This is a genomic window from Streptomyces thioluteus, from assembly GCF_039535865.1.
Map to the genome: position 1 here is coordinate 20,151 of NZ_BAAAXZ010000048.1, position 24,271 is coordinate 44,421.

General features: G+C 73.9%; 18 protein-coding genes and 1 pseudogene. 8 read left to right on the forward strand and 11 right to left on the reverse strand.

All coding sequences use genetic code 11. From position 1 onward, the window contains the following. Window positions 1–90: 90 nt before the first annotated feature. The gene (locus ABD794_RS06460; protein WP_344961442.1) at window positions 91–1,140 is read left to right on the forward strand and encodes a hypothetical protein; all 1,050 of its coding nucleotides are present in this window, start codon (window positions 91–93) and stop codon (window positions 1,138–1,140) included. A gap of 78 nt (window positions 1,141–1,218) precedes the next feature. On the opposite strand, the gene ABD794_RS06465 is transcribed toward ABD794_RS06460, so the two are convergent. Beyond that, window positions 1,219–1,866, reverse strand: coding sequence for a TetR family transcriptional regulator (locus ABD794_RS06465; protein WP_344961444.1), 648 nt, complete (start codon window positions 1,864–1,866; stop codon window positions 1,219–1,221). 346 nt (window positions 1,867–2,212) lie between these two features. Here ABD794_RS06465 and kbpA point away from each other — a divergent pair, with 346 nt between their 5' ends. From kbpA to ABD794_RS06480, 3 genes are all read left to right on the forward strand, one after another. Next, complete coding sequence (gene kbpA / locus ABD794_RS06470; protein ID WP_344961446.1) at window positions 2,213–3,052, forward strand: AfsK-binding protein KbpA; 840 nt, start codon at window positions 2,213–2,215, stop codon at window positions 3,050–3,052. Between the two features lie 184 nt (window positions 3,053–3,236). Continuing rightward, complete coding sequence (afsK, locus tag ABD794_RS06475; RefSeq protein ID WP_344961448.1) at window positions 3,237–5,681, forward strand: protein serine/threonine kinase AfsK; 2,445 nt, start codon at window positions 3,237–3,239, stop codon at window positions 5,679–5,681. Window positions 5,682–6,255: 574 nt separating this feature from the next. Further along, the gene (locus ABD794_RS06480; protein WP_344961478.1) at window positions 6,256–9,168 is read left to right on the forward strand and encodes an AfsR/SARP family transcriptional regulator; all 2,913 of its coding nucleotides are present in this window, start codon (window positions 6,256–6,258) and stop codon (window positions 9,166–9,168) included. 76 nt (window positions 9,169–9,244) lie between these two features. Here the strand turns inward: ABD794_RS06480 and ABD794_RS06485 are convergent, their stop codons facing one another. From ABD794_RS06485 to afsR, 3 genes and pseudogenes are all read right to left on the reverse strand, one after another. Next, a complete protein-coding gene (locus tag ABD794_RS06485; protein ID WP_344961450.1) occupies window positions 9,245–9,457 on the reverse strand; it encodes a hypothetical protein in 213 nt (70 codons plus the stop codon). Window positions 9,458–9,721: 264 nt separating this feature from the next. After that, the gene (locus tag ABD794_RS06490; protein WP_344961452.1) at window positions 9,722–9,907 is read right to left on the reverse strand and encodes a hypothetical protein; all 186 of its coding nucleotides are present in this window, start codon (window positions 9,905–9,907) and stop codon (window positions 9,722–9,724) included. A 237-nt stretch (window positions 9,908–10,144) separates the two neighbouring features. Beyond that, window positions 10,145–13,076 (reverse strand): annotated as a pseudogene (gene afsR, locus ABD794_RS06495) (SARP-family global regulator AfsR). Between the two features lie 652 nt (window positions 13,077–13,728). Here afsR and ABD794_RS06500 point away from each other — a divergent pair. Beyond that, complete coding sequence (locus tag ABD794_RS06500) at window positions 13,729–15,231, forward strand: APC family permease (protein ID WP_344961454.1); 1,503 nt, start codon at window positions 13,729–13,731, stop codon at window positions 15,229–15,231. 49 nt (window positions 15,232–15,280) lie between these two features. Here the strand turns inward: ABD794_RS06500 and ABD794_RS06505 are convergent, their stop codons facing one another. Next, on the reverse strand, window positions 15,281–15,640 hold the full coding sequence (locus ABD794_RS06505; RefSeq protein WP_344961456.1) for a hypothetical protein: 360 nt from the start codon (window positions 15,638–15,640) through the stop codon (window positions 15,281–15,283). 363 nt (window positions 15,641–16,003) lie between these two features. Here ABD794_RS06505 and ABD794_RS06510 point away from each other — a divergent pair, with 363 nt between their 5' ends. Beyond that, window positions 16,004–16,939 carry a C40 family peptidase gene (locus tag ABD794_RS06510; RefSeq protein WP_344961458.1) on the forward strand — a complete coding sequence of 312 codons (936 nt, stop codon included), beginning with the start codon at window positions 16,004–16,006 and terminating at the stop codon, window positions 16,937–16,939. Between the two features lie 42 nt (window positions 16,940–16,981). Here ABD794_RS06510 and ABD794_RS06515 read toward each other — a convergent pair whose 3' ends face one another. From ABD794_RS06515 to ABD794_RS06540, 6 genes are all read right to left on the reverse strand, one after another. Beyond that, window positions 16,982–17,266, reverse strand: coding sequence for a hypothetical protein (locus tag ABD794_RS06515; RefSeq protein ID WP_344961460.1), 285 nt, complete (start codon window positions 17,264–17,266; stop codon window positions 16,982–16,984). A 122-nt stretch (window positions 17,267–17,388) separates the two neighbouring features. Continuing rightward, entirely contained in the window at window positions 17,389–17,727 is a 339-nt protein-coding gene (locus ABD794_RS06520; protein ID WP_344961462.1) for a hypothetical protein, read from the reverse strand. A 25-nt stretch (window positions 17,728–17,752) separates the two neighbouring features. After that, entirely contained in the window at window positions 17,753–18,487 is a 735-nt protein-coding gene (locus tag ABD794_RS06525; protein WP_344961464.1) for a hypothetical protein, read from the reverse strand. Between the two features lie 25 nt (window positions 18,488–18,512). Next, window positions 18,513–18,818, reverse strand: a complete 306-nt coding sequence (locus ABD794_RS06530; RefSeq protein WP_344961466.1) for a hypothetical protein — start codon at window positions 18,816–18,818, stop codon at window positions 18,513–18,515. Window positions 18,819–18,837: 19 nt separating this feature from the next. Then, window positions 18,838–19,611 (reverse strand): YbaB/EbfC family nucleoid-associated protein, encoded by a 774-nt coding sequence (locus ABD794_RS06535; protein ID WP_344961468.1) that lies wholly within the window; start codon window positions 19,609–19,611, stop codon window positions 18,838–18,840. A gap of 163 nt (window positions 19,612–19,774) precedes the next feature. Then, window positions 19,775–21,247, reverse strand: a complete 1,473-nt coding sequence (locus ABD794_RS06540) for a CehA/McbA family metallohydrolase (RefSeq protein ID WP_344961469.1) — start codon at window positions 21,245–21,247, stop codon at window positions 19,775–19,777. Window positions 21,248–21,472: 225 nt separating this feature from the next. Here ABD794_RS06540 and ABD794_RS06545 point away from each other — a divergent pair, with 225 nt between their 5' ends. Beyond that, window positions 21,473–22,330, forward strand: a complete 858-nt coding sequence (locus ABD794_RS06545; RefSeq protein ID WP_344961471.1) for a TIGR03619 family F420-dependent LLM class oxidoreductase — start codon at window positions 21,473–21,475, stop codon at window positions 22,328–22,330. Between the two features lie 335 nt (window positions 22,331–22,665). Beyond that, a partial coding sequence (gene cofG, locus ABD794_RS06550) for a 7,8-didemethyl-8-hydroxy-5-deazariboflavin synthase CofG (protein ID WP_344961473.1) occupies window positions 22,666–24,271 on the forward strand: 1,606 nt, incomplete at its 3' end.

Below are 24,271 nucleotides of genomic sequence, written 5' to 3' on the forward strand. Positions count from 1 at the left end.
GCCCTCCGCGACGTGAGGGCCGTCTCGGAACCCCTCGCCGACGGAACCTCTTGGCCGCCGGGGGAATCATTCTTGGAGAGAGGGGCGGATATGACACAGCAAGCTGAGCCGGACTCGATACCGGACGCGCAGTCCGCCGCGGCGTCGGCCGCGCCGGGAGCGGAACGCGCGCCCGGGCCGCGCGACGGCGCCCCGCCCTCCGCCGGGCCTCCCGCCCCCGACCGCCCCGACGGATTCGGGGCGGCCTTCTGCGCCTCCATGGCCACCCTCTGCGCCGAGTTCGTGATCGCGGCCACCGCCGGGGTCCTCGTCCTGCTCGCCCGGGAGCACGACGGGCTGCCGACCGCTCCGCTGCTGGCCGCCGCCGTGGCGCTCGGCGTGCTGCTGCTGACCGTGCTGCTCAGCGGCTTCATCACCGCCGCGGCCGTCATGCCCGCGCTCGCCCTGGCCCGCCGGGCCGGCCGGCGCCCGGGGCGGGCCGGGGCCCTCGGGGCCAGGCCCGTGGTGGCCGTCCCCGCCGTCGCCGCGGCCGCGGTGGCCGTCTTCGGCGCCGTCGCGGCCCTGGGCAGCCTCTCCCTCGCCCGCCCGCTGTCGTACCTGGTCTGGTGGGCCGCGCTCACCGTCGGCCTGCTGCCGCCCGCCCTCGCCGCCCGCGCCGCCGCGCGCCGGGTCCGCGAGGGGCGCGCCGGCAGCGTCGCCCGCCGGGTGTCGCGCGACGGCGTCGTCGCCTGGCTGGCCGTCGGCGCGGTGGGCGCGGCGGTCTACGGGACGGGGCTGGTCGACGTCTACGAGCCGCCGAAGCTCCACAAGTCGGACATCGCCGGCGTCTGGAGCGACGGCCGGAACGGCAGCGTCGCGCTGGAGAAGGGCGGACATGCCGTCGCCAAGGGCCTGGACAACTTCGACTGGGACGGCATGGGCAAGCCCCGGTCGAAGGACTGCGACGGTTCGGGCCGCTGGTCGCCGCTGAAGGACGGCGGGAAGATCGTCGGGGTGTCGCTGCAGATCGACTCCTGCGAGTTCCGCAAGAACTGGAGCGTGACCGGGACGACGAAGGAGCCGCGGCTCTTCCACGAGATAGGGAAGCAGGGCTCCGGCAAGCGGTACGTGCTGACGAAGGTCGTGCACAAGAAGAAGTGAGGCGGAACGGGGACGGGCCGCCGGGCGCGTGCCCGGCGGCCCGCCGCCGCGATGACAGGACGTGCGTACGGCCGCCCCTTACTTGACCGGCTTCTTGCCGGTGATGCCCAGGTGCACCAGCAGCGCGAGATTCGGCTTGAGGTCGGCCTGCCTGACGCCCCAGGTGGTGAAGCCCTTCTGGTGCGAGGCGACCGCCGCCAGCATCGTGACCAGCGAGCCCGCCACGGCGCCGGGACTGATGTCCTTGTCCACCTTGTTCTTGGCCTGGAGTTCCTTGACCGATTCCGTCAGGGAGTTGGTGACGGCGTTGAGGATCTTCATGCGGATCTTGTAGAACCGTTTGTCGCCCTCGGCCGCGCCCAGGTCGATGACGCGCAGGATCGCGTCGTTGCGCCGCCAGAAGGCGAGGAAGCCGTCCACCAGTTCCTCGGCGGCCTGTTTGCCCGCCTTTCCGGCCCAGGAGCGCCCGGCGACCAGTTCCGTCAGGCCCGCGCCCTCGGTCGCCACCTCCTCGGCGAGCTCCAGGACGGCGCCCTCGACGTCCGGGAAGTACTGGTAAAAGGTCGCGGGCGAGGTGCCGGCCCGCCGGGCGACGTCGATGACCTTGACGTCGCGGTAGGGAGAGGAGCTGAGCATTTCACCGAGGCAGTCGAGCAGCTTCTGCCGCGTCGCCTGACCACGCCTGCCGGCCACCCGGCCGTCGACGGTGCGTACTTGTCCTGTCATGCCGTCAGCTTACCGAGGGGTGATCGGAGCGCGATTCGGTCGCGTGCAAATGGGGACGGGGGTGCCGAAAGGGGTTGTTGTGCAGGTCAGCGGGGTTTTCGCGGCCGGAAAAGAGAACGCCCGGGGATTGGCCCGTACCGGTGAATTGTCTTATCGGAACGCCTCGGCCGGGCCCTTTCCGGGCCCGCTTTCCGGGGCCTTCCGCACTCCTTCTCCGGCGCTTTCCGCCGGCTGCCGCCGACCGGGCGGGATCGCCGGCCCGCCGATACCGTGGCTGCTGCGGCACCCCGTGCGGCCGGCCGGTCCGCGGGACGGCCGCGCGAAGCTGCGGAAGGAGGCGGCGCCCATGGGCGAGGCCAGGGAGACGGGCGGGGCCGCGGTCGCCGGCCCGCGGTCCGCACCGTGCTGGGCGGACGTCATGCTGCCGGACGTCGAGGCGGGCAAGCGCTTCTACGGCGGGCTCTTCGGCTGGACCTTCCGGGACGCCGGGCCCGAATACAGCTCCTGCACCGAGGCGTTCCGGGACGGCCGCGCCGTCGCCGCCCTCGCGCCCAAGCCCGACGGCCGGATGCCCACCGCGTGGTGCGTCTACTTCTCCTCCACCGACGCCGCCGCGACCGCCGGGCGGATCACGGAGGCGGGCGGACAGGTCGTCACCGGGCCGTTCGCCGTCGGCCCGTTCGGCACGATGCTGCTCGCCGCCGACCCGGGCGGCGCCGTCCTCGGCGTCTGGCAGGCCGGCAGCCACCGCGGCTTCGAGGAGCGCGGCACGCCGGGCTCGTTCGCGTGGACGGAGGTGTACACCCGGGACGCGGCGGCCGTGGATGCCTTCTACGAGCGGGTGTTCGGCCTCGTCGCGCACGCGCCGGGCGGCGACGCGACGGCGGACTACGCGCTGTGGACGCCCGTCGGGCTGCCGCCCGGTCCGGGGGACGCGGTCGGCGGGCGGGCCGTGATGGGCGAGGGCTTCCCCGAGGTGATGCCCGCCCACTTCCTCGTCCACTTCGCGGTCGCCGACTGCGACGCCGCGGCCGAGACCGCCGGGCGGCTGGGCGGACGCGTCCGGCGCGGGCCGCGGGAGGCCCCGTACGGGCGTTTCGCGGTGCTGACCGACAGTCAGGGCGCGGACTTCGCCGTCGTCGAGCCGGCGCGTGCGCCGGGGCGCGGGACGGCCGCGGGCCGCTGACCGGCGGCGGGAGGGGGGAAGCGGACCCGCACTTTCGACATGGACACGCCGAAGCGTGACCCGGGTTCGCAACCGGTGCCCCAGCCAGGGAGAATCAGGGCGCGTACCCCGGGATAATTCGCGGTGAGACGCTGCACGGGGCTGGAACGACCCTTCAAGCCCCCACGGGGAGGTGGCAGGCCAGTTGGAGCAGCTTACGCAGCACGACCCGAGACGGATCGGCCCGTTCGAGGTGCTCGGCAGGCTCGGAGCCGGCGGCATGGGACTGGTCTATCTCGCCCGCTCGGCATCGGGCCGGCGAGTGGCGATCAAGACGGTGCGCACGGAGCTCGCGGAGGACCAGCTCTTCCGTGTCCGCTTCACCCGTGAGGTGGAAGCGGCGCGGGCGGTCAGCGGCTTCTACACGGCCGCCGTCGTCGACGCCGATCCGCGCGCGGCCGTGCCCTGGCTGGCCACCGCGTACGTCCCGGCGCCCTCGCTGGAAGAGATCATCAACGAGTGCGGGCCGCTCCCGGCCCAGGCCGTGCGCTGGCTGGCGGCCGGCATCGCCGAGGCGCTCCAGTCGATCCACAGCGCGGGACTGGTCCACCGCGACCTCAAGCCGTCCAACGTCCTCGTGGTCGAGGACGGGCCGCGCGTCATCGACTTCGGTATCGCCTCCGGGGTGTCCAACACCCGGCTGACGATGACCAACGTCGCCGTCGGCACGCCCGCGTACATGTCCCCCGAACAGGCCCGGGACTCCCGCAGCGTCACCGGCGCCAGCGACGTCTTCTCGCTCGGCTCCACGCTCGTCTTCGCGGGCACCGGCCACGCCCCCTTCCACGGCGCCAACCCGGTCGAGACCGTCTTCATGCTGCTGCGCGAGGGCCCCGACCTGAGCGGCCTGCCGGACGAGCTGCGGCCGCTCATCGACTCCTGCATGCAGATGGCGGCCGAGCACCGGCCCACCCCCGCGGACCTCCAGGCGCAGCTCGGCCCGCACCTGTTCGCCTCCGGCGGGGGCGACGACAGCGGCACGGCCTCGGCCTGGCTGCCCCCGGACGCCGTCTCGCTCATCGAGCACCGCCGGGCCGGGCACCGGCCCGCGGCCGCCCCCGCCCGCGGCGCCCGCTCCGCGGCGGCCCCGCCGCGCCCCGCGCGGCCCCCGGCCGCCCCGTCCTACGAGCCGTCGAGGGCGCCCGCCGGTCCCGGCTGGGCCGACTCCCGGGCCACCGGCCCCGTCGCCCCCCGCACCGGGACCCCCGACCCGCGCGGCGGCCCGATCGCCGCCCCGGCCCCCGCTCCCGACCGGGCCCCGGCCCCGGTCGCCCAGGGACGGCACGCCGCGGCGCCCGTCGTCACCGACGACGGCGGCGCCGTGCGGCTGCCCGGCGCCCAGGTGCCGATCGGCCCGGGCCCGCGCGTCGCGGACGCCCGCGAGCCGTACACGGCGCCCGGCGCGTCCTGGGTGCGCCCGCCGGGCGCCACCGCGGCCCCCGCCGCACCCGAGGCGCCCCCCAACTCCACGGTGGACCCGTCCCGTTGGCGCCCCTGGCGGTTCCGGATGTCCAACGACGTCTGGGGCACGCCCGTCGTCGCCGGCGACCTGGTGTACGTCACCTCCTTCGAGGTGCACGCCCTCGATGTGGCCAGCGGGCGGCGGCAGTTCAAGACCCGGGACGTCGCCTGGGCCATGGCCGTCGCCGACGGCCGCATACACGCCTCCGACGGGCCCACGCTCTACGCCCTCGACGCCACCGACGGCACCGAGCGCTGGCGCCTGTCCACCGACGGCTGGGTGTACTCCCTGGGCACCGACCGGGGCACGGTCGTCACCGGCACCCGGGGCGGCGGCGCCCAGGCGTGGGAGGCCGCCACGGGCGAACTGCTGTGGGAGACCGGCGGCCTGCAGACCGACTTCGAGACCCCCGACTGCGGGCCCGTCGTCCACGACGGCACCGTCTTCGTCTGGTCCGACGGCCGGCTGCGCGCCCTCGACGCCCGCAGCGGCACCGAGCGCTGGAACTACCCGGTGGGGGACGCCTCGTCCTGCGGCGGCGTCCCGGTGCGCCTGCACTCGGCCCCCGACGGCGTCGTCTACGTCGCCGCCGGCACCCGGCTGATCGCCGTCGACGCCGCCCGCGGCGACGTGCGCTGGCGCTTCGAGGCCCCGGCGGTCTTCCTCGGCCCGCCCGCCTGGTCGGCCGGCGGCGTCTACGCGGCCGACTACCTCGGCACCGTCTACGCCCTCGACGCCGCGAGCGGCCACGAGCGCTGGCGCATCGCGACCGAGGCCCGGCAGTCCACCGCGCCCGTGCTCGTCGCGAACGGCCTGGTGCACCTGGGCAGCGGGGGAGCGCTCTACACCCTGGACGCCGTCACCGGCACCCCGCGCTGGCGCTTCGCCGCCGGCGGCGAGATCGTCGGCTCCCCGGCCGTCGCCGACGGCCGCGTCCACTTCGGCTCCGCCGACCACTGCCTGTACGCCCTGGACGCGGCGGGCGGCCAGCTCCGCTGGAAGCTCGCCACGGGCGGCGAGATCACGGGCACCCCGCTGGCCGTCGGCGGCGTCGTGTACGCCTGCAGCAAGGACCGCTGCGTCTACGCCCTGGACGCGGCGAAGGGGACGGGCCAGGCCCGCAGGTGAGCCGGACGCACGGGGTCCCCGCATAACCAGCGGGGGCCCCGGCGGAGCGACCGGAGTCTCCGCCGGTCGCTTTTCCGGCCTGCGGTCCACGGAGCGGACATAAACGCCTCCTTCACGACGGGGGGATCACTCACTACGAGGGATCGCTCACGACGGGGGATCACTCTTCGTCCGCTCCTGTTGTCCATCAACGTCGTTTCGGGAAAAGCGCATGTGGTGCGTTTACCGGTGACGGACAATGCGGGTTGTCCGTGGACAACGACGCCGGGAGGCGAGGGTGGGGAGGGCCGGTCGCCCGCAGGGCGGACCCAGGGGGCGCAGTGCGGAGGCCAATGAACTGGCGTCCCTGGCAAGGGAGGTCACCCGTGACTTCACGCTGAGGGAATTGGCCGCACGATACAAGATCGGCAAAACGAGCTGGGGGGAGTACCGGTCCGGGGCGAAGGTGATTCCGCTCCATCTCTGGAACCGGGTCGTGGAGGATCTCGTACGCGATCCGCAGGCCCGGAGGATTCTCCGGGAGAAGGGCCGGGAACTGTGCGTGCGTGCTGCACGGGCTCCGTCGTCCGGTGAAATGCCGGAAAGAGCGCCGGAGTTATCCGGGCCCGTCCGCTGCTCCGTGCTCGGCCCCGTGCGCTGCCGGCGCGGGGACGAGCAGCTGGGCGTCGGCTCGCCCCAGCAACGCGCCTTGCTGGCCGCGCTGTTGCTGCGCCGGGGCCGTATCGCCACCGCCCCCGAGATCATCGACGACCTGTGGGGCGACGAGCCGCCGCCCGCCGCGCTCGCGGCCGTCCGCACCCGGGTGTCCCGGTTGCGCCGGCTCTTCGGTGCGGGGGGTGTCGCCCTGGTCGGCGAGTCGGGCGGGTACGCGCTGCGGGGCGGTGCCGACCTCCTCGACCTCGACCGCGCCGAGCGGAGCGCCGACCGGGCGGAGGCGGCCCGCCGCGCCGGCGATCTGCCCCGGGCCCGTCAACTGCTGGACGAGGCCCTGGGTTTATGGTCCGGGGAGTCCCTGGCCGGGGTGCCCGGCCCGTACGCCGAGGCCCAGCGCGCCCGGCTGGAGGAGTGGCGGCTGGGATTGCTGGAGACCCGTCTCGACCTCGACGTCCGCACCGGCCGGCACGCCGGGGCCGTTCCCGAGCTGACCCTGCTCACCGCCGCGCACCCGCTGCGCGAGCGCCCCCGCGAGCTGCTGATGCTCGCCCTGTACCGCGCCGGCCGGCAGGCCGAGGCGCTCGCCGTCCACACCGACATGCGACGGCTGCTCGCCGACGAGCTGGGCATCGACCCCGGCCCCGGGCTCGCGGAGCTGCACCGGCGCATCCTCGCGGCGGACCCCTCGCTGACCGAGGAGGAGACGCCGGTCGCCGGCGAATACGTCCGCCCCGCCCAACTTCCGTCGGACACCGCGAACTTCACCGGCCGCTCCGCGCTCGTCGCCGGCCTCGGCGCGTGCCTCGCCGGGGCCGGTGACCGGGACGCCGTCACCGTCGGGGCCGTCGCCGGGATCGGCGGCGTCGGCAAGTCCACGCTCGCGGTGCACGTGGCGCGGGCGGTCTCCGGTCACTTCCCGGACGGGCAGCTCTACGCCGACCTCCAGGGCGCGGGCCCCGCCCCCGCGCGGCCGGAGGCGGTCCTCGGCGCGTTCCTCCGCGCCCTGGGCACGCCGGACCCGTCGATCCCCGCCGGTACGGGCGAACGGGCCGCGCTCTTCCGCTCGTTGCTCGCCCGCCGCCGCGTCCTCGTCCTGCTCGACGACGCGCGCGACGCGGCGCAGGTGCGGCCGCTGCTGCCGGGGGCGGGGGGCTGCGCGGCCGTGGTCACCAGCCGGAACCGGCTGGTCGACCTGGAGAGCGTGCACCTCGTCGACCTCGACGTGATGACGCCGGACGAGGGCCTGGCGCTCTTCGCGCGGATCGTGGGGGAGGAGCGGGTGGCGGCGGAGCGTGGCGCCGCGCGGGAGGTGGTCGCCGCCTGCGGATTCCTCCCGCTCGCGCTGCGCATCGCGGCCGCCCGGCTGGCGACGCGGCCCGCCTGGTCCGTCGCCACGATGGCCCGCCGCCTGGCCGACGAGCGCCGCCGCCTCGACGAACTGCACGCCGGCGACCTCGCCGTCACCGCCACGTTCGACCTCGGCTACGCGGGCCTGGACCCCGCCCAGGCCCGCGCCTTCCGCCTCCTCGGCCTCCCCGAGGGCCCGGACATCTCCGCCACGGCCGCCGCGGCGCTGCTGTCCCTCCCCGCCGACGCGACGGAGTCCCTCCTGGAGTCCCTGGTCGACGTCTCCCTCCTGGAGTCCCCGGCGGTCGGGCGCTACCGCTTCCACGACCTGGTCCGCCTGTACGCCCGTGCCCGCGCGGAGCGCGACGAGGCGGCGGAGGAGCGGGAGGCCGCGCTGGGGCGGCTGCTGGACTTCTATCTGGCGACGGCGGCGGGGGCGTATGCGGTGGAGCGGCCGGGGGATCGGTTGGTGGGGCACCTGGCGCCGGTGTCGGTGCCGGGACTGGCTTTCCCGGACGGGGCGTCGGCGCGGGACTGGCTCTTCGGGGAGGCGTCATGCGTCCTGGCGCTGGGCCGTCAAGCGGCGGCCCGCGGGGCCATGCTCCGACGGGCGGCGGATCTGTTGCTCGTCATCAAGGACGTGTCGGAGGCGGGGGTCGCCCATCACCTGTACCGGGAGGTCTGCACGGCGGTCCTGGAAGCGTCCCGGTCCGCAGGGGACCGTAGTGCGGAGGGCCGGATCCAGGTCGCGCTCGCGACCAACTGCGGCCAGAGCGGGCTGCTCGACGAAGCGGCCGAGCACGCCGGGGCCGCGATACGACTCGGTGTCCTCTCGGGCGACCCGCTGGTGCGCTGCCACGGACCCAACGTCGCGGGCATCATCGCGACGTACCAGGACCGGTACGAGGACGCGGTGCGCAGCCTCCTGCTCGCCCTCGAGGCGTTCCGGGACTGTGGTGACCGGCCCGGGGAGGCGAGCGTGCTGAACAACCTCTCAGGAGTGCAACACGCGCTCGGGAACCCGGAGGAGGCCCTGCGCCTCGCCGAACAGGCCCTGACGATTCACCGCGACCCGGACGCGCCCTCCTGGCGGCAGGCCAACAGCCTCTATTCGCGCGGCAGGGCGCTGGCCGGGTCGGGGCGCTTCGACGAGGCGGTACGGGACCTGACCGACGCACTCGCCATCTTCCAGGAGGGCCGCCAGCTCCGGTGGACGGGCTGGTCCCAGTGGCGACTTGCCGCCGCGCACCTGTCCGCCGGCCGTCCCCTGGAGGCGGTGCGCCACGCGGAGCTGGCCCTGGCCGTTCTGCGTGACCTGGGAGGTGATGTGTACCTCGGCGCCGCCCTCACCGTGCTGGGCCGGGGTCTGCACGGGCTGGGGAATCCGGGGCGGGCCCAGGTGTGCTGGGAGGAGGCCCTGGCACACCCGGGTCGGCTGAACCCCACTGAACTCGCCGAGATCCGGGGGATGCTCGGGCGGGAGTGAGCCGCGTTCACGCCGTTGCGCACGGCGGAGGGGCCCCTCAGGTGCTCCCCGAGAGGCCCCTCCGCATGGGGAACCGTCAGAGCTCCATGCTGCCCACGTGGTGGTCGTCCGCACCGTTGGTGGTGCTGGTGGCGTCGCCGGAGGGAACCGACGTCACGCGGGCGACGCTCAGTACGGATCCGCTGTGGTTGTCGGCCGCGGCCGGCAGGGCGCTCAGGGCCACCGCGGCGCCGGTGAGGGCGAGCGCGGCTAAGGCCGTCCGGGCGCGGGCTGTTGTGTGGCGGGACATGGAGTCTCCTTTTATTGCTCGGGGGTTCGGGGGCTTGCGGTGCCGCTTCCCGTTTCGGAAGCCGCCCGGTATCTCCGGGTCAACAGAAATGCCGGCATCGACGGCTCCCCCTCCGTGTCGTCGATGCCGGCATTTCCTGCGTGCTGGTCGGCGAAGCCCCCTGTTCCCCCGCGCCTTGGGGTTTCGCCAGGTCGGTCCGGGCTGGGGAGCCCCCGGAGTGTGCCGGGAGCTCCTGTCGCCCGCGGGCCGGGCCGACCGGGTCGGCTAGACCGGCTCGGAACCCGCGTGGTTGTCGTCCGGAGAATCAGTGAGCTGCTGGGTCTTGGGCTTCAGCTGCGCGGTACCGACCCCCGTTGCGTTCGCGGTACCGATGCCTGCTGCGTTGTTCGCGATCTGGCCGTCCTGCTGCTGTGCGGGCAGAGTGGGGCTGAGCTGGTTCTCTTCGCTCATGGTCGTTCAACTCCATCGGAAAGTGCGAGTCGTGCAGTACGACGGGGATTGCGACACCCGCCCGGCGATTCCCCCGAAGGTCGCCGGACGGGTGTTCTCAGGGCTGTTCACCCTAGTGGTGGCGCACCACACGACCCGTCTGCCCCCCGACGCGACGGATCGACATATCCCATGATGGCGCGGACCGATAAACGAATGATGAACGACCGCATGACGGAGGCGCGGACGGAGCGGACCCTACGCCTTGGCGAGCCTCAACAGGCCCCGCACCGCGGCGGCTTCCTTCTCGTACCCCAGCTGCTCGAACACGGACAGCGCGTCCGTCCAGCAGGCGTAGGCGCGCTCCCGCTGTCCGAGCCGGTCGAGGCAGTGACCCAGCACGGCGAGGATGTCGCCCCTCCGCCATTCTCCGCTGATGCCGCGCAGCCGGGCCAGTGCCTGCTCGGCGTGGGAAGCGCCCTGGGCGTGGTCGCCCATGGCGTGGTGGATCTCCGCCATGCGGTAGAGGCTCCATCCTTCCCACATCCGCTGGCGGTTGCTCCGGAAAATGGACAGGGCCTCCGAGAACTGTGCCAGGGCGCGCTCGTGCTGCTCGGCGCTGGCCAGGGCCATGCCGTAGGCGTAGCGGCCGTTGGCCAGCCGCCATGAGACGTTGAGGTCGCGGTAGATGTCGAGGCTCTCCTCGGCAAGGCGCACCGCGGATTCCGTTCGTCCGGTGTGCCCGTGGATGCGGGAGAGGTTGCTGAGCGCGCTGGCCGCACCGTTGTGGTTGCCGTCGTTGCGGAAGGAGTTCAGGGCCTGGACGCAGTACGTCTCGGCCTCCTCGTACCGTTGCTGGTAAATACCGACGATGGCGCGGAAATTCGAAGCGATGCAGAGCGGGAGTACGTCGCCGCACTCGTGCGCCAGACGCACCGCTTCCGCCGCTTCTTCGTCCGCCGCCGTGAACCGCCCTGCGAGGCTGTGGACGTGTGCGAGGACGGTTCGCGCGCGGCCCTCCGCCCGGGCGTCCCCCGCTGTCCGGGTGGCGGCCAGCAGATCGGTCGCCGCGGTCGCGTACATCCGTGAGTAGGTGCCGGACTCGATGAGGTCGTTGAGCGCCTGCAGCAGGTCGACGGCCTTCCTCAGCGGCTCCCCGGTGTCCGCGGCATGGCGTCGTGCGCATGCCAGCATGCATCCGGCCTCGGTGTGCAGCCAGTCCGCTCCCGCCGTGCGGTCGGTGAAGGCCAGCCCCGGATGCCGGGTCGGCGTGAGGTGTTTCAGTAACTGGTCACCCGGCCGCTCCAGCACGTACACCCCCCGCCGCCGTCGCCAGATAGAAGTCCAGCAGCCGCGACATCGCCGCCTCCCGCTCCTCCGGCGGGTGTTCGTCGCGTTCCGCGCAGGAGCGGGCGTAGAGGCGGACCAGGTCGTGGTAGCGGTAGCGGCCGGGGGCGGCGGATTCGAGGAGGGAGGTGTCGACGAGGGTTTCGAGGAGTTCCTCGGTGTCGTCGGGGTCCAGGTCGAGGACGGCGGCCGCGGCGGCGAGGGAGATGTCGGGGCCGTCGGGGAGGCCGAGGAGGCGGAAGGCGCGGGCCTGGGCGGGTTCGAGCTGGCCGTAGCCGAGTTCGAAGGTGGCCTTGACCGCGAGGTCGCCGGCCCGGAGTTCGTCCAGGCGGCGGCGTTCGTCGCCGAGCTTGCGGGCGAGGACGGAGACGGTCCAGGTGCGGCGGGCCGCCAGGCGGGAGGCGGCGATGCGGATGGCGAGCGGGAGGAAGCCGCAGGCGGCGACGACGTCCATGGCGGCGTCGCGTTCGGCGCCGACGCGTTCCTCGCCCACGATCCGGGTGAAGAGGACCAGCGCCTCTTCCGGGCTCATGACGTCCAGGTCGACGAGGTGGGCGCCGGCCAGGTCCACCATCCGCGTCCGGCTGGTGACCAGGGCCGCGCAGCCCTCCGTCCCGGGCAGCAGCGGGCGGACCTGGGCGGCGTCCCGGGCGTTGTCGAGCAGCGTGAGGATACGGCGGCCGTCGAGCGTCGAGCGGAAGAGGGCGGAGCGCTCCTGGAGGCCCTCGGGGATCGCGGAGTCCGGGGTGCCGAGGGCGCGCAGGAAGGCGCCGAGGACGGCCTCGGGGTCGGCGACGACCGGGCCCGTGCCCTGGAGGTCGACGTACAGCTGCCCGTCCGGGAAGTGGTTGCGGGCGGCGTGCGCGACGTGCACCGCGAGCGTCGTCTTGCCGACGCCCCCGATGCCCGCGACGGCGGACACCGCCATGATCTGCCCCTCGGCGGTGGCCAGCTGGTGGCTGAGTTCGTCGACGAAGGCGGCCCGGCCGGTGAAGTCGGCGACGGTGGCCGGGAGTTGCGCCGGGCGGATGAACGTCGGGCCGGCGGCGCCCCGGTCCAGGGGCAGGTGCAGGTTGAGGTCCGCGTCGCCGCCGAGGATCCGCTGCTGGAGCTCGGCGAGCTCGGGGCAGGGGTCGACGCCCAGTTCGTCCAGGAGGAGGCGGCGGGTGTCGGTGTAGACGGCGAGGGCCTCGGCCTGCCGGCCGCTGCGGTAGAGCGCGAGCATCAGCAGCTCGCGCAGCCGCTCGCGCAGCGGGTGCGCGGCGGTGAGGGCGGTGAGCTCGGAGACGGCCTCGGCGTGGTGGCCGAGCTCCAGGTCGAGGTCGAGGCGGGTCTCCAGCAGGCTGAGGCGCCACTCCTCCAGCCGGGCCCGCTGCGTCTCGGCGTACGGGCCGGGGAGCCCGGCCAGCGGCTCGCCGTTCCAGACGGCCAGCGCCTCGTTGATCAGGGCGCGGGCGCCGCCGCGGTTGCCGCCCACCCGGGCCTTGTCCGCCTCGGCGGCCAGCCGCTCGGCGGTGTCGATGTCCAGGCTGCCGACGCCGGTCCGCATCGCGTACCCGCCCGCCTCGCTGGCCAGCACGTCCGCGTCGGGCCCGAACGCCTTGCGCAGCCGCGAGGCGTAGGTGCGCAGCGCGGCCAGGGCCGCGTGCGGGGGGTCGTCGCCCCACAGCGCGTCCACCAGCTCGGCCGCGGTGGCCGTCCGCCCGCCGCGCAGCAGCAGGGCCGCGAGCAGGGCCCGCTGCTGGGGCGAGCCGGTCCGCACTGCCTCGTCGCCGCGCCACGCGCGGACGGGTCCGAGCACGGCGAAGCGCAACCGCTGCTCGTGCCCTGTGTCCCCGGCCATCGTGACCCCCTGCTCGTCCCCTCGGTGGCACCGGTCAGTCTGCCCTGTTCCGGCCCCCGGCGTCAGCACCGGTCCGGCCCTCTCCGGGGGCACCTCCCGGGGGTATGGGACCCGGGACGGCGATGCCGCGCGGGGCGCCGGCCGGCCTCCCCGGAGCGGTGCCTTCCACCGGGGCGGGCCGGACCGGCGCCCGTGGCCGGCGGAGCCCGCCTGTCCGGCTGAACAGGACCACCGGCCACAACTCGCCTTATTCGGACCGGGCATTGTACGACTCCGGATCCGTCGGCGGGACGTCGAGGGGCGGTCGTTCCGGGCGGCGGCGGAACCGGCCGCGGGCGTGCGCCGCCGGTGGGTCCATGGCGATTTGTGCGGTGCGCGGAGGCGGCCGGATTACGACGTCGGATGCTCCGGGGTGTGACGTGGGCCTCTCCGGCGGGCCGGGGCCGCGGAAATTTTTGAACCGGGACAAAAGGGGTGGTGCTGCGAATTCCGTATCCGCCGAAACGGGTGTGCCGCCTGGCTGTTACCTGTCGTAACCCCGATTGCTCCTTCGTTCGGCAGGCCAACTGGCGAGTACATCCGTCAAGTTAAGGCGACTTCACGGGAACGTCATCCTCCCGTCGCGGAAACAGCAGGATTTAACGTCCCAGCCATGACGGATGCAGCGGCGCGCGAGCGCCCTCCGCGAAGCGGGGAGACGACCGCGGGTCCTGCCGGGAACGGCGGCGTCCGCGCCAAGGGCCTCGGCCGCGGCTCGGTCGGCCTGCTCGGCAGCGCGGTCATCGGCGTCTCGACCGTCGCCCCGGTCTACTGCCTGACCTCCACCCTCGGCCCGACCGCCGGTGAGGTGGGGGTGCACATGCCCGCCGTCTTCCTGGCGGGCTTCCTGCCCATGCTCCTGGTCGCCTTCGCCTACCGCGAGCTCAACAGGGCCGTCCCGGACTGCGGTACGTCCTTCACCTGGTCCGTACGCGCCTTCGGCCCGCGCGTCGGCTGGATGTGCGGCTGGGGGCTGGTCGTCGCCACGATCATCGTCCTCTCCAACCTCGCCGGCGTCGCCACCTCCTTCCTCTACCTCCTCCTCGGCGAACTCACCGGCAGCGACGCCGTCGCGGCCCTCGACGGCGACCGGGCCGTGCACGTCGTCACCTGCCTCGCCCTCATCGCCGCGGCCACGGCGGTCAGTTACCGCGGCATGACCGCCACCAAGGGCGTGCAGTACGCGCTCGTCGCGCTCCAACTCGCCGTGCTGGCCGTCTTCGTGGCCATGGCCCTGGCGAGGGGCCATGCCATGGACTTCTCCTGGGACTGGCTCAACCCCTTCGCCGTGCCGTCGTTCGCCTCCTTCACCGCCGGACTCTCGCTCTCGATCTTCATGTTCTGGGGCTGGGACGCGTGCCTGACCGTCAACGAGGAGACGGCGGGCAGCGACCGGACGCCCGGCCGGGCCGCCCTGCTCGCCATGGCCGTCCTCGTCGGCTCGTACCTGCTCACCGCCGTCGCCGCCCAGCGGTACGCCGGTACGGACCTCGGCGACCCGCGGACCTCGGACAACGTCTTCGCCGCCCTCGCCGAACCGGTCATGGGACGGGCCCTGGGCGCCCTGCTCTTCGTCGCCGTCCTCGCCTCCGCCGCGGCCAGCCTCCAGACCACCTTCCTGCCCGTCGCCCGGACCGTGCTGGCCATGAGCACCTACGGCGCGCTCCCGCGCTCCTTCGCCGCCGTCCACCCGCGCTTCCGCTCCCCGGGCCGGGCGACGGTCGCGGCGGGCGCGGCCACCGGCGTCTTCTACGCGGTGATGAGCTTCCTCAGCACCCACGTCCTCGTCGACACCATCTACGCGCTCGGCCTCATGATCTGCTTCTACTACGCGATCACGGCCTTCGCCTGCGCCTGGTTCTTCCGCGGGGAGCTGCGCCGCTCGGCGCGCGACGCGCTCTTCAAGGGCGCCCTGCCGGTCCTGGGCGGACTGCTGCTGACGGCCGTCTTCGGCAAGACGCTGTACGACATGTGGAACCCGGCCTACGGGACGGGCAGTTCGGTGTTCGGGGTCGGCTCGGTCTTCGTCATCGGGGTCGGGCTGCTGGTGCTCGGCGGCGTGCTGATGGAGATCATGCGGCGCAGGAGCCCGGCGTTCTTCCGGAGCGGCCGTTAGGAGGTGCCCTCCGGGGTCCGGAGGGCACGTCCGCCCGTCCCTCGGTCTCTCACCGGGTGTAGAGCCACCAGTACCAGTGGTACTCGTCGTGGTCCCAGTACTTCTTGCACTTGTACTCATGCCACTTTCCCTGACGCTTGCCCTCCTCACCGGCCTTGCGGCAGGACTTCTCGTCGTAGTACGGACCGTGCTTCTCCCAGTGGGCCTTGGCGAGCTGCTCGGTCTCCTGCTTCGCCTGCTTCTCCTCCTGTGCGCTCGGGGGACTGCTCGGGTCGCCGGTCGTGGCGCTGCTGGACGGGCTCGGGGAATCGTCCGACGGGGCCGCCACGGCCACCCCCGCCGTGCCGGCGAACAGCAGACCAGCGGTGACCACCGCCGCCGGCGCGAGGCGGAATGCCCTCGACTTCATGAGGTTCCCTCTCTGTTGGGCATCTGCTCCCGATGGTGAGTGCGGAACGCCGTCCCCGGAACGGGCGCGCGGGAGCGGGATACCGGGACCGCCCCGCGCGGGCGGGCTTGAACCTCACGCGGCGTGAGGAGGGAGGGTGGGATCCATGCACACCACCTGGAAAGTGGGCGCCCTCGCCGAGGCGTCCGGACTGACCGTGCGCCGCGGTGAGCGGTGCCCGGGTGCGGGGCCCCGGCCGCGGGGCCGGTTCATCCGTACGGCGGAAGCGTCCCGCCCGGCCGCTTGGGCGGGCCGCCGCGTGGGCATCGCAAGCTCCCGTGGCGCCCACGGACCGTGGCGCCCACCGACCGACGGGAGCCCCCCATGACCCTGCCCGAGCAGATCAAGCCCGGGGACGTCGTCCTCACCCGTGGCACCGAGGCCGTCTCCAAGGCGATCTGCCTCATGGACGACTCCGAGGTCAGCCACGCCGCGCTCGTCCTCGACGGGGACGGCCTCGCCGAGGTGACCGGGGAGGGCCTGCACACGATTTCGTTCGCCCGGGCCCGGGAGGGCCACGACCTCGTCGTCGGCCGCACGCTCACCGCGCCCGCGGACATGGCGCCCGTCCTCGCCGTGGCCCGCCGCTACGTCGAGGAAGGCGGCACCGCGTACGCCCACCAGCAGATCGTGCTGCTGGCCGTCCTCTGCGTCACCCGCCGCATCCCGCTGCCGCCGGGCGGGCGGCGGCTCGTGCGCACGGTGCTGGACCAGGCGGCCGCGGCGGTCAACGCGATGGCCGAAAGGGGCCGGCACCCCATGATCTGCTCGGAGTTCGTCCACCGCTGCCACTACGAGGCGAAGCCGGCCGAGCCGTACGTCGTGAAGACGGACGGCGGCGGCGCCCGCTCCGACGGGACGCTCCTGGCCTGGGCCCGGTCCCGGCCCGTCCTCCCGCGCGTACCGGCCCTTCCGGCGGCGGGCCCCTTCGACCCGGCCGCCGCCGAGGCCGCGCTCGCGCCGCTCGTCTCCGCCTACGCCGCGGCCGCCACCAGGGTGCCCCTGCCCGGGCTGCCCGGCGACCCGGGCGAGGAGCAACTCCTGTCGTCCATGGTCGCGTTCGGCGACGCGCTGCACCGTGCCGATTCCGGTGCGGCCGCCCGCACTCCGGAGCAGGCCCTGGAGAAGATCCGCGCCAGGGAGGCCGAGCCGGACTTCGTCACCCCCGGGGACCTGCTCCGCAGCCCGTCGCTGACGGAGACGGTGCGGCTGCCAGCCGGCGGGGCCAAGCCCGGCGGCCCGCTGCCGCGCGTCCGGTGACGGCCGGGGGAGCCCCGGGCCCCGGGGCTCCCCCGCCGTCCTTCACCGGGTGTACAGCCACCAGTAGGCGTGGTGGTGCCGGTCGTACTCGCGGGCGCAGGTGAACGTGCGCCAGTCGCCGTGCCGTTGGCCCCGCTCGCCGGCCTTGTAGCAGGACCGGTAGTCGCGGTACGGGCCGTACTTGCCGTGCCACTGGCCCGTCTGCCGGGTGGCGACGGTGCCGGCCGCACCGGCGGACTCCTGGGCCGTGGCCGCCACGGCCGTCCCCGCCGTGCCTGCCAGCAGCAGGCCCGCGGTGGCCACCGACACGAAGAGATTCGGTCTCATGGGAACGTCCTTCCCGTGTGACGCCCGCCCCGACGGCGGGCTCGGAAGGCCACCGTAGGAAGCCCGGTGTCCCGGGCGCGCGGGAGCGGGGTCCCGCGCCCGTCCCGGTCCTCCAGCGGGCTTCAGAGCTCCTCGACCAGCCGCGCGGCCTCGGCGAGCGGGAGGGACGGGTGCGTCCCCCGGAGCACCCGGACCGCGGCCGCCGCCCCCCGCTCGTCGCGCACGCGGCGCAGGGCGGGACGGTCCACGGAGGCGCGGAGCTCCTCGAAGGACGTGAAGGTGCGGGCGTACCAGTCGCGTTTGCGTCTGCGGTCCGCGTACACCTCGGCGGCTCCGAGGAGGACGGTGCCCAGCACCACGCAGAGCGCGAGGACGACGACGCTCCGGTCGCGGTAGGCCAGGACCGCCAGGACGAAGGCGACGGCGGCGCCTGCCCACAGCGCCAGGCGGGGCATGTGCATGGACGGTTCCTCCGGTCGGTGGGGGTCAGGCGGTGGCGACGGGCCACTTCCCGCCGGGGAACGCCTTGTTGTCCTTCGCCTCGCCCTCCACCGCGGTCATCTGCTGGGCCTGGGTGCCGAGCGCCGCGACCAGCGTCGTCACGGCGGTGATGACGAGGGCGGTGTTGACGCCCGCCTCCTCCACGATGATCGCCGCACCGGCCCAGGAGAAGACGACGGACCCCAGGCCGACGAGCGCCGCCGTGAGGGCGGCGAGGAACTTGACCACGATGACGCCCAGCGCCACGTAGAAGGCCAGGCCGGCCACCGCGCAGAGGGTCAGCGCCGTGGCCACCTTGTCGGCGCTGGTGGCGATCTGGGCCGCCGCGGTGGGCTGGAGCTTCACCGCGGAGGTGTAGGCGGTGGCGCCGTCGCCCTTCCACTGCTTGGGGGCCTGGAGCGCGTCGGCGGCGACGTTGCCCGCGACGTCGGTGGCCTGCCCGCGCACGGTGGACTGCCAGGTCCAGGCGTCCTTGAAGGCGAGGACCGGGACCGCCGCCCCCTTCAGCAGCTCGCCGATCTTCTTCAGGATCCAGCTGCCGATCTCGATGATCTTCTTGGCGCACCAGATCAGCGCCTTGGCCACGAAGCCGGGCACGTACCACTTGTTCGCGGTCGATTCCGCCTTGGGGCCGACCTGGTTGAGCTTCGTCGACATCGTGGTCAGCCCGGAGTTGAGCTTGTCGATGGTCGCCGTGTACTGCGCGGCGTTGAACGCCATGAATTCCCCCGTGGATCGGTGCGGTTCAGTAGGCCCGCGAGACGTTCTTCGTGGTGTCCACTTCGTGGTTGTCGTACGCCTTGGCATTGACGGCCAGCGCGTCGGCCACTTCCTTCGCGCGGTCCCGTCCCTCGGCGGTCCGCGCGGAGACCTGGTTCACGGCGTCCGTGTAGGCGGAGACCAGTATCTGGAACAGGCCCGCCTCCAGGCGGGTCATGCGCAGGCCCTCCACGGTGCCGTGAATTCCGCCGAGCGTGGTGCTCTGCGCGTCCCACATCCGGGCGTCGTTGCGAATGCCGTCGGTGATGACCTTGAGGTCGGCGTCACCCATGCGTTGTCACCTCCGGTATTCAGCCCGCGAAACGCGCGGGGTCGCCGAGAATGGCCATGGCTTCCTTGAACAGGCCGTCCAATTCGGGCGCGGACATTCCGGGACCGGGCCCGGTCGCGGAGTCGAGCGCGGCACGGGCGGCGGCCAGCGCCTCGCCGAACGCCTGGTTCAGCCGCACGGACGACCGGCCGTCCGCCCAGGCGGGGTCCACGGAGCAGCCGGCCAGGGACCCCTGGGTGACGGTGAGCGCCACCGTCCCCGTGGCGGATTTCCCGGTGACGGCCGGCGACTCGGTGGGGCCCGCGTCGGTCGTCCCGTCCACGCCGAACAGCGACAGCAATTCCTCGGCCACTTCGTCGAGCTGCCTCGGGAGTACGTGGCGCAGGTCGAGGTCCGGCTCCTCCGTGGGCGTCTGCGGCGAGGGGCGGTCCTTCCCGTTCGCGAAAGTCCCGTTGGTGAAAGGGGAGTCGGCGTCGAGCTGCTCGGCCCGCCGCTCCCAGTCCGAACCGGCCAGGGAACGCGACCAGTTCTCCATCCGCTCCCGCAGGGCGGATTCGCACGCGGCGACGACGGCGGAGCCGAGGCCGGCCGGGTCCTGGCGCTGCTGCCAGTCGGTGGCGACGCCGATGTGCACGGGCAGGCCGTCGGGGGCCAGCCGCACGGTGACGGCGCCCTGGGGATCGCTTCCCGTGACTTCCTGGGGTATTCGCTCCTGCATGTCCGACATCAGGCGTTGAACGCCGAGCACATACTCCTGGAATTGACGGAGTTCCGCGAGCGGATCCGCGTTCATGATTCCCCCTGGCGCGTGGTGACGTGCGGTGCACGTTAACACGCCCTTAACGGCCCGGTGTTGTGCGCGACTTGCCGGGTTCTTGGGGGAGATAAAGGCATATGGTGGAACGCCTTATTGGGCCGGTTGTACGCTCCGGTGTCGTCCGGGAGCGGTCCGTGTATCAACTCCGTTCGTTTTCCAGGAAAACCGGATTGGTGAGCGCGACCATCGTCCCGTCCCCGCGCCGCACCTCCGCCCGGACGTACGCCGCGCGCGACGGAGCCGTCCGCCACTCCACCCGCCCGTCCGCCGGGAGGGGAACGGTCACCGCCGGCCCCTGGTCGGTGATCAACGAGGCCGTGCAGCCCGCCGGTACGCCGCCGGCCTCCAGACGGACCGTCGCCTCCGGGTCCGTCAGACGGCCCCCGATGCCCGCGTGCGCCCCCCGCGAGCCCGTCGCCCCGAACGACAGCCGCACCGCCGACGACTCCGCGATCCAGCTGCGTCCCGCGCGCAGGGCGGAGAGCACGGCCGCGCGCGAGAGGTCGTCGGCGAGGACGACCGTCTGCGGGAGGCCGACGGGCTGCGGCTCGCGGTGGGCGTCGCTGTTGCCCATGGCGGGGAGCCAGTCGCGGGGGGACGCGGCCAGCATCGCGTCCCAGGCGGCGACGGCCGTCTCGTCGTCGGCGTTCCACGGGCCGTTCCACACCTCCACCGCGTCCGCCTCGCCGTAGCCGAACTTCCAGTTGCAGGCGGGGCAGGTCGCGAACGGGTGGGCGGGGACGACCAGTCCGCCCGCACGGCGGACGGTGCGGGCGAAGCGCGGGAGGACGCCGTCGCGGGCGCGGTAGCGCCAGTCGACGAAGACGCCGGGGTCGGTGCCCAGGGCGAGGACGTGGCCGTTGCGGGTGGTGACCTCCTCGCCGGTGAGGACGAGCAGGTCGTCGCCCCACAGGCCCTGCCACGCGCCGTGCCCGGACGTGGTGTTGTGCTCGGTGGTGACGATCCAGTCGAGCCCGGCCGCCCGCGCCGCCGCCGCGATCTCGGCGGGCGTGCGGCGGCCGTCGGAGTGGACGCTGTGGAGGTGGCCGTCGCCCCGGTACCAGGCCCGCCCCCGGCCCCGGGCCCGCTGCGGCGGGAAGACGGGGGCCACCGGGGTGCCCGGCGGGCCGTACCGCAGGGTGACCGTCACCTCGTACGCCATGCCCTGCGGCGCCACCGTGTACGGGCCGAGGACGACGTGCCAGGTGCCGGGGCGGACGGGCCCGGCCAGATAGCCCGGCGTGGCCCGCTCCGCACTGATCGAGAACTCCGTGCGGGCCCCGCCCGACCAGCCCCGGAACCCGGCGCCGCCCAGCACGGTGCCCCGCTCGTCGAAGACGCCGATGTCGCAGGCGTTGCCGGGGACGCCGGCGGGGACGGCGGGTCTGTCGTAGGTGTACGAGACGGCGATCTCACGGACGCCGCGCGGGACTTCCACGGGGAGGTAGACGTAGTCGGGCGCGACGGCGGGCAGCCGGCCGGTGATCCGGCGTACCTCGTCGGAGTCGGAGCCGGCGGCGCCGCCGGCCCGGGCGGAGGTCACGCCTCCGAGCGTAAGGGCACCCGCCGCCCCGGCGACAGCGGTCAGTTTCAGGACGTTCCGGCGGTCCATACGGCCTCCTTCGTCGGGACCGTTGTACGCCCGGTCGGCGGGCGGCGGAACGCACGGCGGTTGACGGTTGTGTGTCGGCTGTTCGACATGGGTCACACGCGACGCTCCAGGGATTACCTTGGGTAGCCTGCCGCGCCCGCACGCGTCGCACGTGCCCCGTACCGCACGCACCGCGCGCCGCACGCGCGCACGGCGCACCCGCCCGCCTGCCACGGAGGTTCCCGCATGCGCATCGCGACCACGGCCTTCCTCACGGACGAGACGATCACCCCGGTCCGGCTCGCCCGCGAGCTCGAACAGCGCGGCTTCTCGGGCCTCTACCTGCCCCAGCACACCCACATCCCGGTCGGCCGGGACACCCCCGCCCCGATGGGCGGGGAGCTGCCGCGCGAGTACGGCCGGGCCCACGACCCCTTCGTCGCGCTCGCCCAGGCCGCGGCCGTCACCCACCGGATCGCCGTCGGCACCGGCGTCGCCCTCGTCGCGCAGCACGACCCGATCGTCCTCGCCAAACAGGCGGCCACGCTCGACCACCTCAGCGGGGGCAGGTTCACCCTCGGCATCGGCTACGGCTGGAACGTGGAGGAGGCCGCCGACCACGGCGTGGAGTGGCGCACCCGGCGCGCCCTGGTGCGCGACCGGATGGCGCTGATGCGGGCCCTGTGGGCGGCCGAACCGACGGCGTACGAGGGCGAGTTCGGGTCCGTCCGGGCCAGCTGGGCGCATCCCAAGCCGCTGCTCCCGCCGCGCGAGCGGGTGGGGGCGCCGCCGCTCGCGGGGCCGCGCACGCTGATCGGCGGGGCCGCCGGGCCGGGGCTGTTCGCCGCCGTCGCGGAGTACGCGGACGGCTGGCTGCCCGTCGGCGGGGGCGGGCTGGGGGAGGCGCTGCCGAAGCTGCGGGCCGCCTGGGCGGAGGCGGGGCGGCCGGGCGAACCGGTCGTCATCCCGTACGCGGTGCACCCGTCGGCGGGGAAGCTGGCGCATCTGGCCGACCAGGGCATCGAGGAGGTGGTGGTGGGGCTGCCGGCGGCGGGTGAGGGGGAGGCGCTGCGGGCGCTGGACGCGCTGGCGGAGTTCCTGTGAGGTGTGCCCCCGGCCCGCCCTTTCTCCATTTCTTCCGGGGCTCCGCCCCTCGGCCCGGCACCGCGCTGCGCGCGGTGGGGGCGGGGGCTGCGCCCCCTGCACCCCCGAAACCGCGCTCCGCGCGGTTGTCCTCAAACGCCGGACGGGCTGGATGGGGGCTTCGCCCCCTGGACCCCCTTTCGGAGTTGCGCTCCGGACCCTGCCGTGCGGGACTGACGGGCAGTCGGTCAGGACGGAGTGACACCGGAGGGGTCCTCCGCTTGACGTGATCAGTGGCACACCGACCAGGCGTGATCTGCCCTGTCATCACCTCGGCCCGCTCGTATGCTCGGGAGATGACTTCGAGCGCATCACGTCCCGTACCGGAGGCCCCGACCGCGAACGCCATGCGGAGGGCCCTCAAACGGGCCCGGGACGGTGTCGCGCTGGACGTCACGGAGGCGGCCGTCCTCCTCCGGGCCCGGGGGGACGACCTGGAGGACCTCTGCGCCTCGGCCGCCCGGGTGCGGGACGCGGGGCTGGAGGCCGCCGGCCGGCCCGGCGTCATCACCTACTCCAAGAGCGTCTTCATCCCGCTCACCCGCCTCTGCCGCGACAAGTGCCACTACTGCACCTTCGTCACCGTCCCCGGCAAGCTCCGCCGGGCCGGCCAGGGGATGTTCATGTCCCCGGACGAGGTCCTCGACATCGCCCGCCGCGGGGCCGAAATGGGCTGCAAGGAAGCCCTGATCACGCTGGGGGACAAGCCGGAGGAGCGCTGGCCCGAGGCCCGCGAGTGGCTGGACGCGCACGGCTACGACGACACCCTCGCGTACGTCCGCGCCATCTCCGTCCGGATCCTGGAGGAGACCGGCCTCCTGCCGCACCTCAACCCGGGCGTCATGTCCTGGACCGACTTCCAGCGGCTCAAGCCCGTCTCGCCGTCCATGGGGCTGATGCTGGAGACCACCGCCACCCGGCTGTGGAGCGAGCCCGGCGGGCCGCACTACGGCTCGCCCGACAAGGACCCCGCCGTCCGGCTGCGGCACCTGGAGGACGCGGGCCGCAGCTCCGTGCCGCTGACCAGCGGACTGCTGCTGGGCATCGGGGAGACGTACGAGGAGCGCGCGGAGTCGCTGTTCGCGCTGCGCAAGGTCTCCCGGGCGTACCACGGCATCCAGGAGCTCATCCTGCAGAACTTCCGCGCCAAGCCGGACACCGCGATGCGCGGCATGCCGGACGCGGAGCTGGACGACCTCGTCGCCACCGTCGCCGTCGCGCGGCACATCATGGGCCCGTCCGCCTGCCTCCAGGCCCCGCCGAACCTGGTGGACGCGGAGTTCGGGCGGCTCATCCGGGCCGGGATCGACGACTGGGGCGGCGTCTCCCCGATCACCCCGGACCACGTCAACCCCGAGCGCCCCTGGCCCCGGATCGACGAGCTCGCCGAGCGGTCCGCGGCCGAGGGATTCGTCCTGAAGGAACGTCTCGCCATCTATCCGGAGTTCGTGCGGCGCGGCGAGCCGTGGCTCGACCCGCGCGTGCTGCCGCACGTCCGGGCGCTGGCCGATCCGGAGACCGGGCTCGCCCGCGAGGACGCCGAGGTGAAGGGGCTGCCCTGGCAGGAGCCCGAGGAGGTGTTCGTCCCCTCCGGGCGCACCGAACTGCACCGCACCATCGACACCGAGGGCCGCACCGCCGACCGCCGCGACGACTTCGACGAGGTCTACGGCGACTGGGAGGCGCTGCGGGAGGCCGCGGCGCCGGGCATGGTCCCCGAGCGGCTCGACGGCGACGTCCGCGCGGCGCTCAAGCAGGCGGCCGACGACCCGACGCGGCTGACGGACGCCGAGGCGCTCGTCCTGCTGCACGCCGACGGCCCGGCCCTGGACGCGCTGTGCGGGATCGCGGACGACCTGCGGCGCGCGACGGTCGGCGACGACGTCACCTACATCGTCACGC

Coding starts and splice junctions, on each gene's coding strand:
- ABD794_RS06510 (WP_344961458.1), top strand. CDS start 16,004: ATGACCCTGCCCGAGCAGATCAAGCCCGGGGACGTCGTCCTCACCCGT.
- kbpA (WP_344961446.1), top strand. CDS start 2,213: ATGGGCGAGGCCAGGGAGACGGGCGGGGCCGCGGTCGCCGGCCCGCGG.
- ABD794_RS06485 (WP_344961450.1), bottom strand. CDS start 9,457: ATGTCCCGCCACACAACAGCCCGCGCCCGGACGGCCTTAGCCGCGCTC.
- ABD794_RS06530 (WP_344961466.1), bottom strand. CDS start 18,818: ATGGGTGACGCCGACCTCAAGGTCATCACCGACGGCATTCGCAACGAC.
- ABD794_RS06480 (WP_344961478.1), top strand. CDS start 6,256: ATGCCGGAAAGAGCGCCGGAGTTATCCGGGCCCGTCCGCTGCTCCGTG.
- ABD794_RS06505 (WP_344961456.1), bottom strand. CDS start 15,640: ATGAAGTCGAGGGCATTCCGCCTCGCGCCGGCGGCGGTGGTCACCGCT.
- ABD794_RS06540 (WP_344961469.1), bottom strand. CDS start 21,247: ATGGACCGCCGGAACGTCCTGAAACTGACCGCTGTCGCCGGGGCGGCG.
- ABD794_RS06520 (WP_344961462.1), bottom strand. CDS start 17,727: ATGCACATGCCCCGCCTGGCGCTGTGGGCAGGCGCCGCCGTCGCCTTC.
- ABD794_RS06535 (WP_344961468.1), bottom strand. CDS start 19,611: ATGAACGCGGATCCGCTCGCGGAACTCCGTCAATTCCAGGAGTATGTG.
- ABD794_RS06465 (WP_344961444.1), bottom strand. CDS start 1,866: ATGACAGGACAAGTACGCACCGTCGACGGCCGGGTGGCCGGCAGGCGT.
- ABD794_RS06490 (WP_344961452.1), bottom strand. CDS start 9,907: ATGAGCGAAGAGAACCAGCTCAGCCCCACTCTGCCCGCACAGCAGCAG.
- ABD794_RS06500 (WP_344961454.1), top strand. CDS start 13,729: ATGACGGATGCAGCGGCGCGCGAGCGCCCTCCGCGAAGCGGGGAGACG.
- ABD794_RS06515 (WP_344961460.1), bottom strand. CDS start 17,266: ATGAGACCGAATCTCTTCGTGTCGGTGGCCACCGCGGGCCTGCTGCTG.
- ABD794_RS06460 (WP_344961442.1), top strand. CDS start 91: ATGACACAGCAAGCTGAGCCGGACTCGATACCGGACGCGCAGTCCGCC.
- ABD794_RS06545 (WP_344961471.1), top strand. CDS start 21,473: ATGCGCATCGCGACCACGGCCTTCCTCACGGACGAGACGATCACCCCG.
- ABD794_RS06525 (WP_344961464.1), bottom strand. CDS start 18,487: ATGGCGTTCAACGCCGCGCAGTACACGGCGACCATCGACAAGCTCAAC.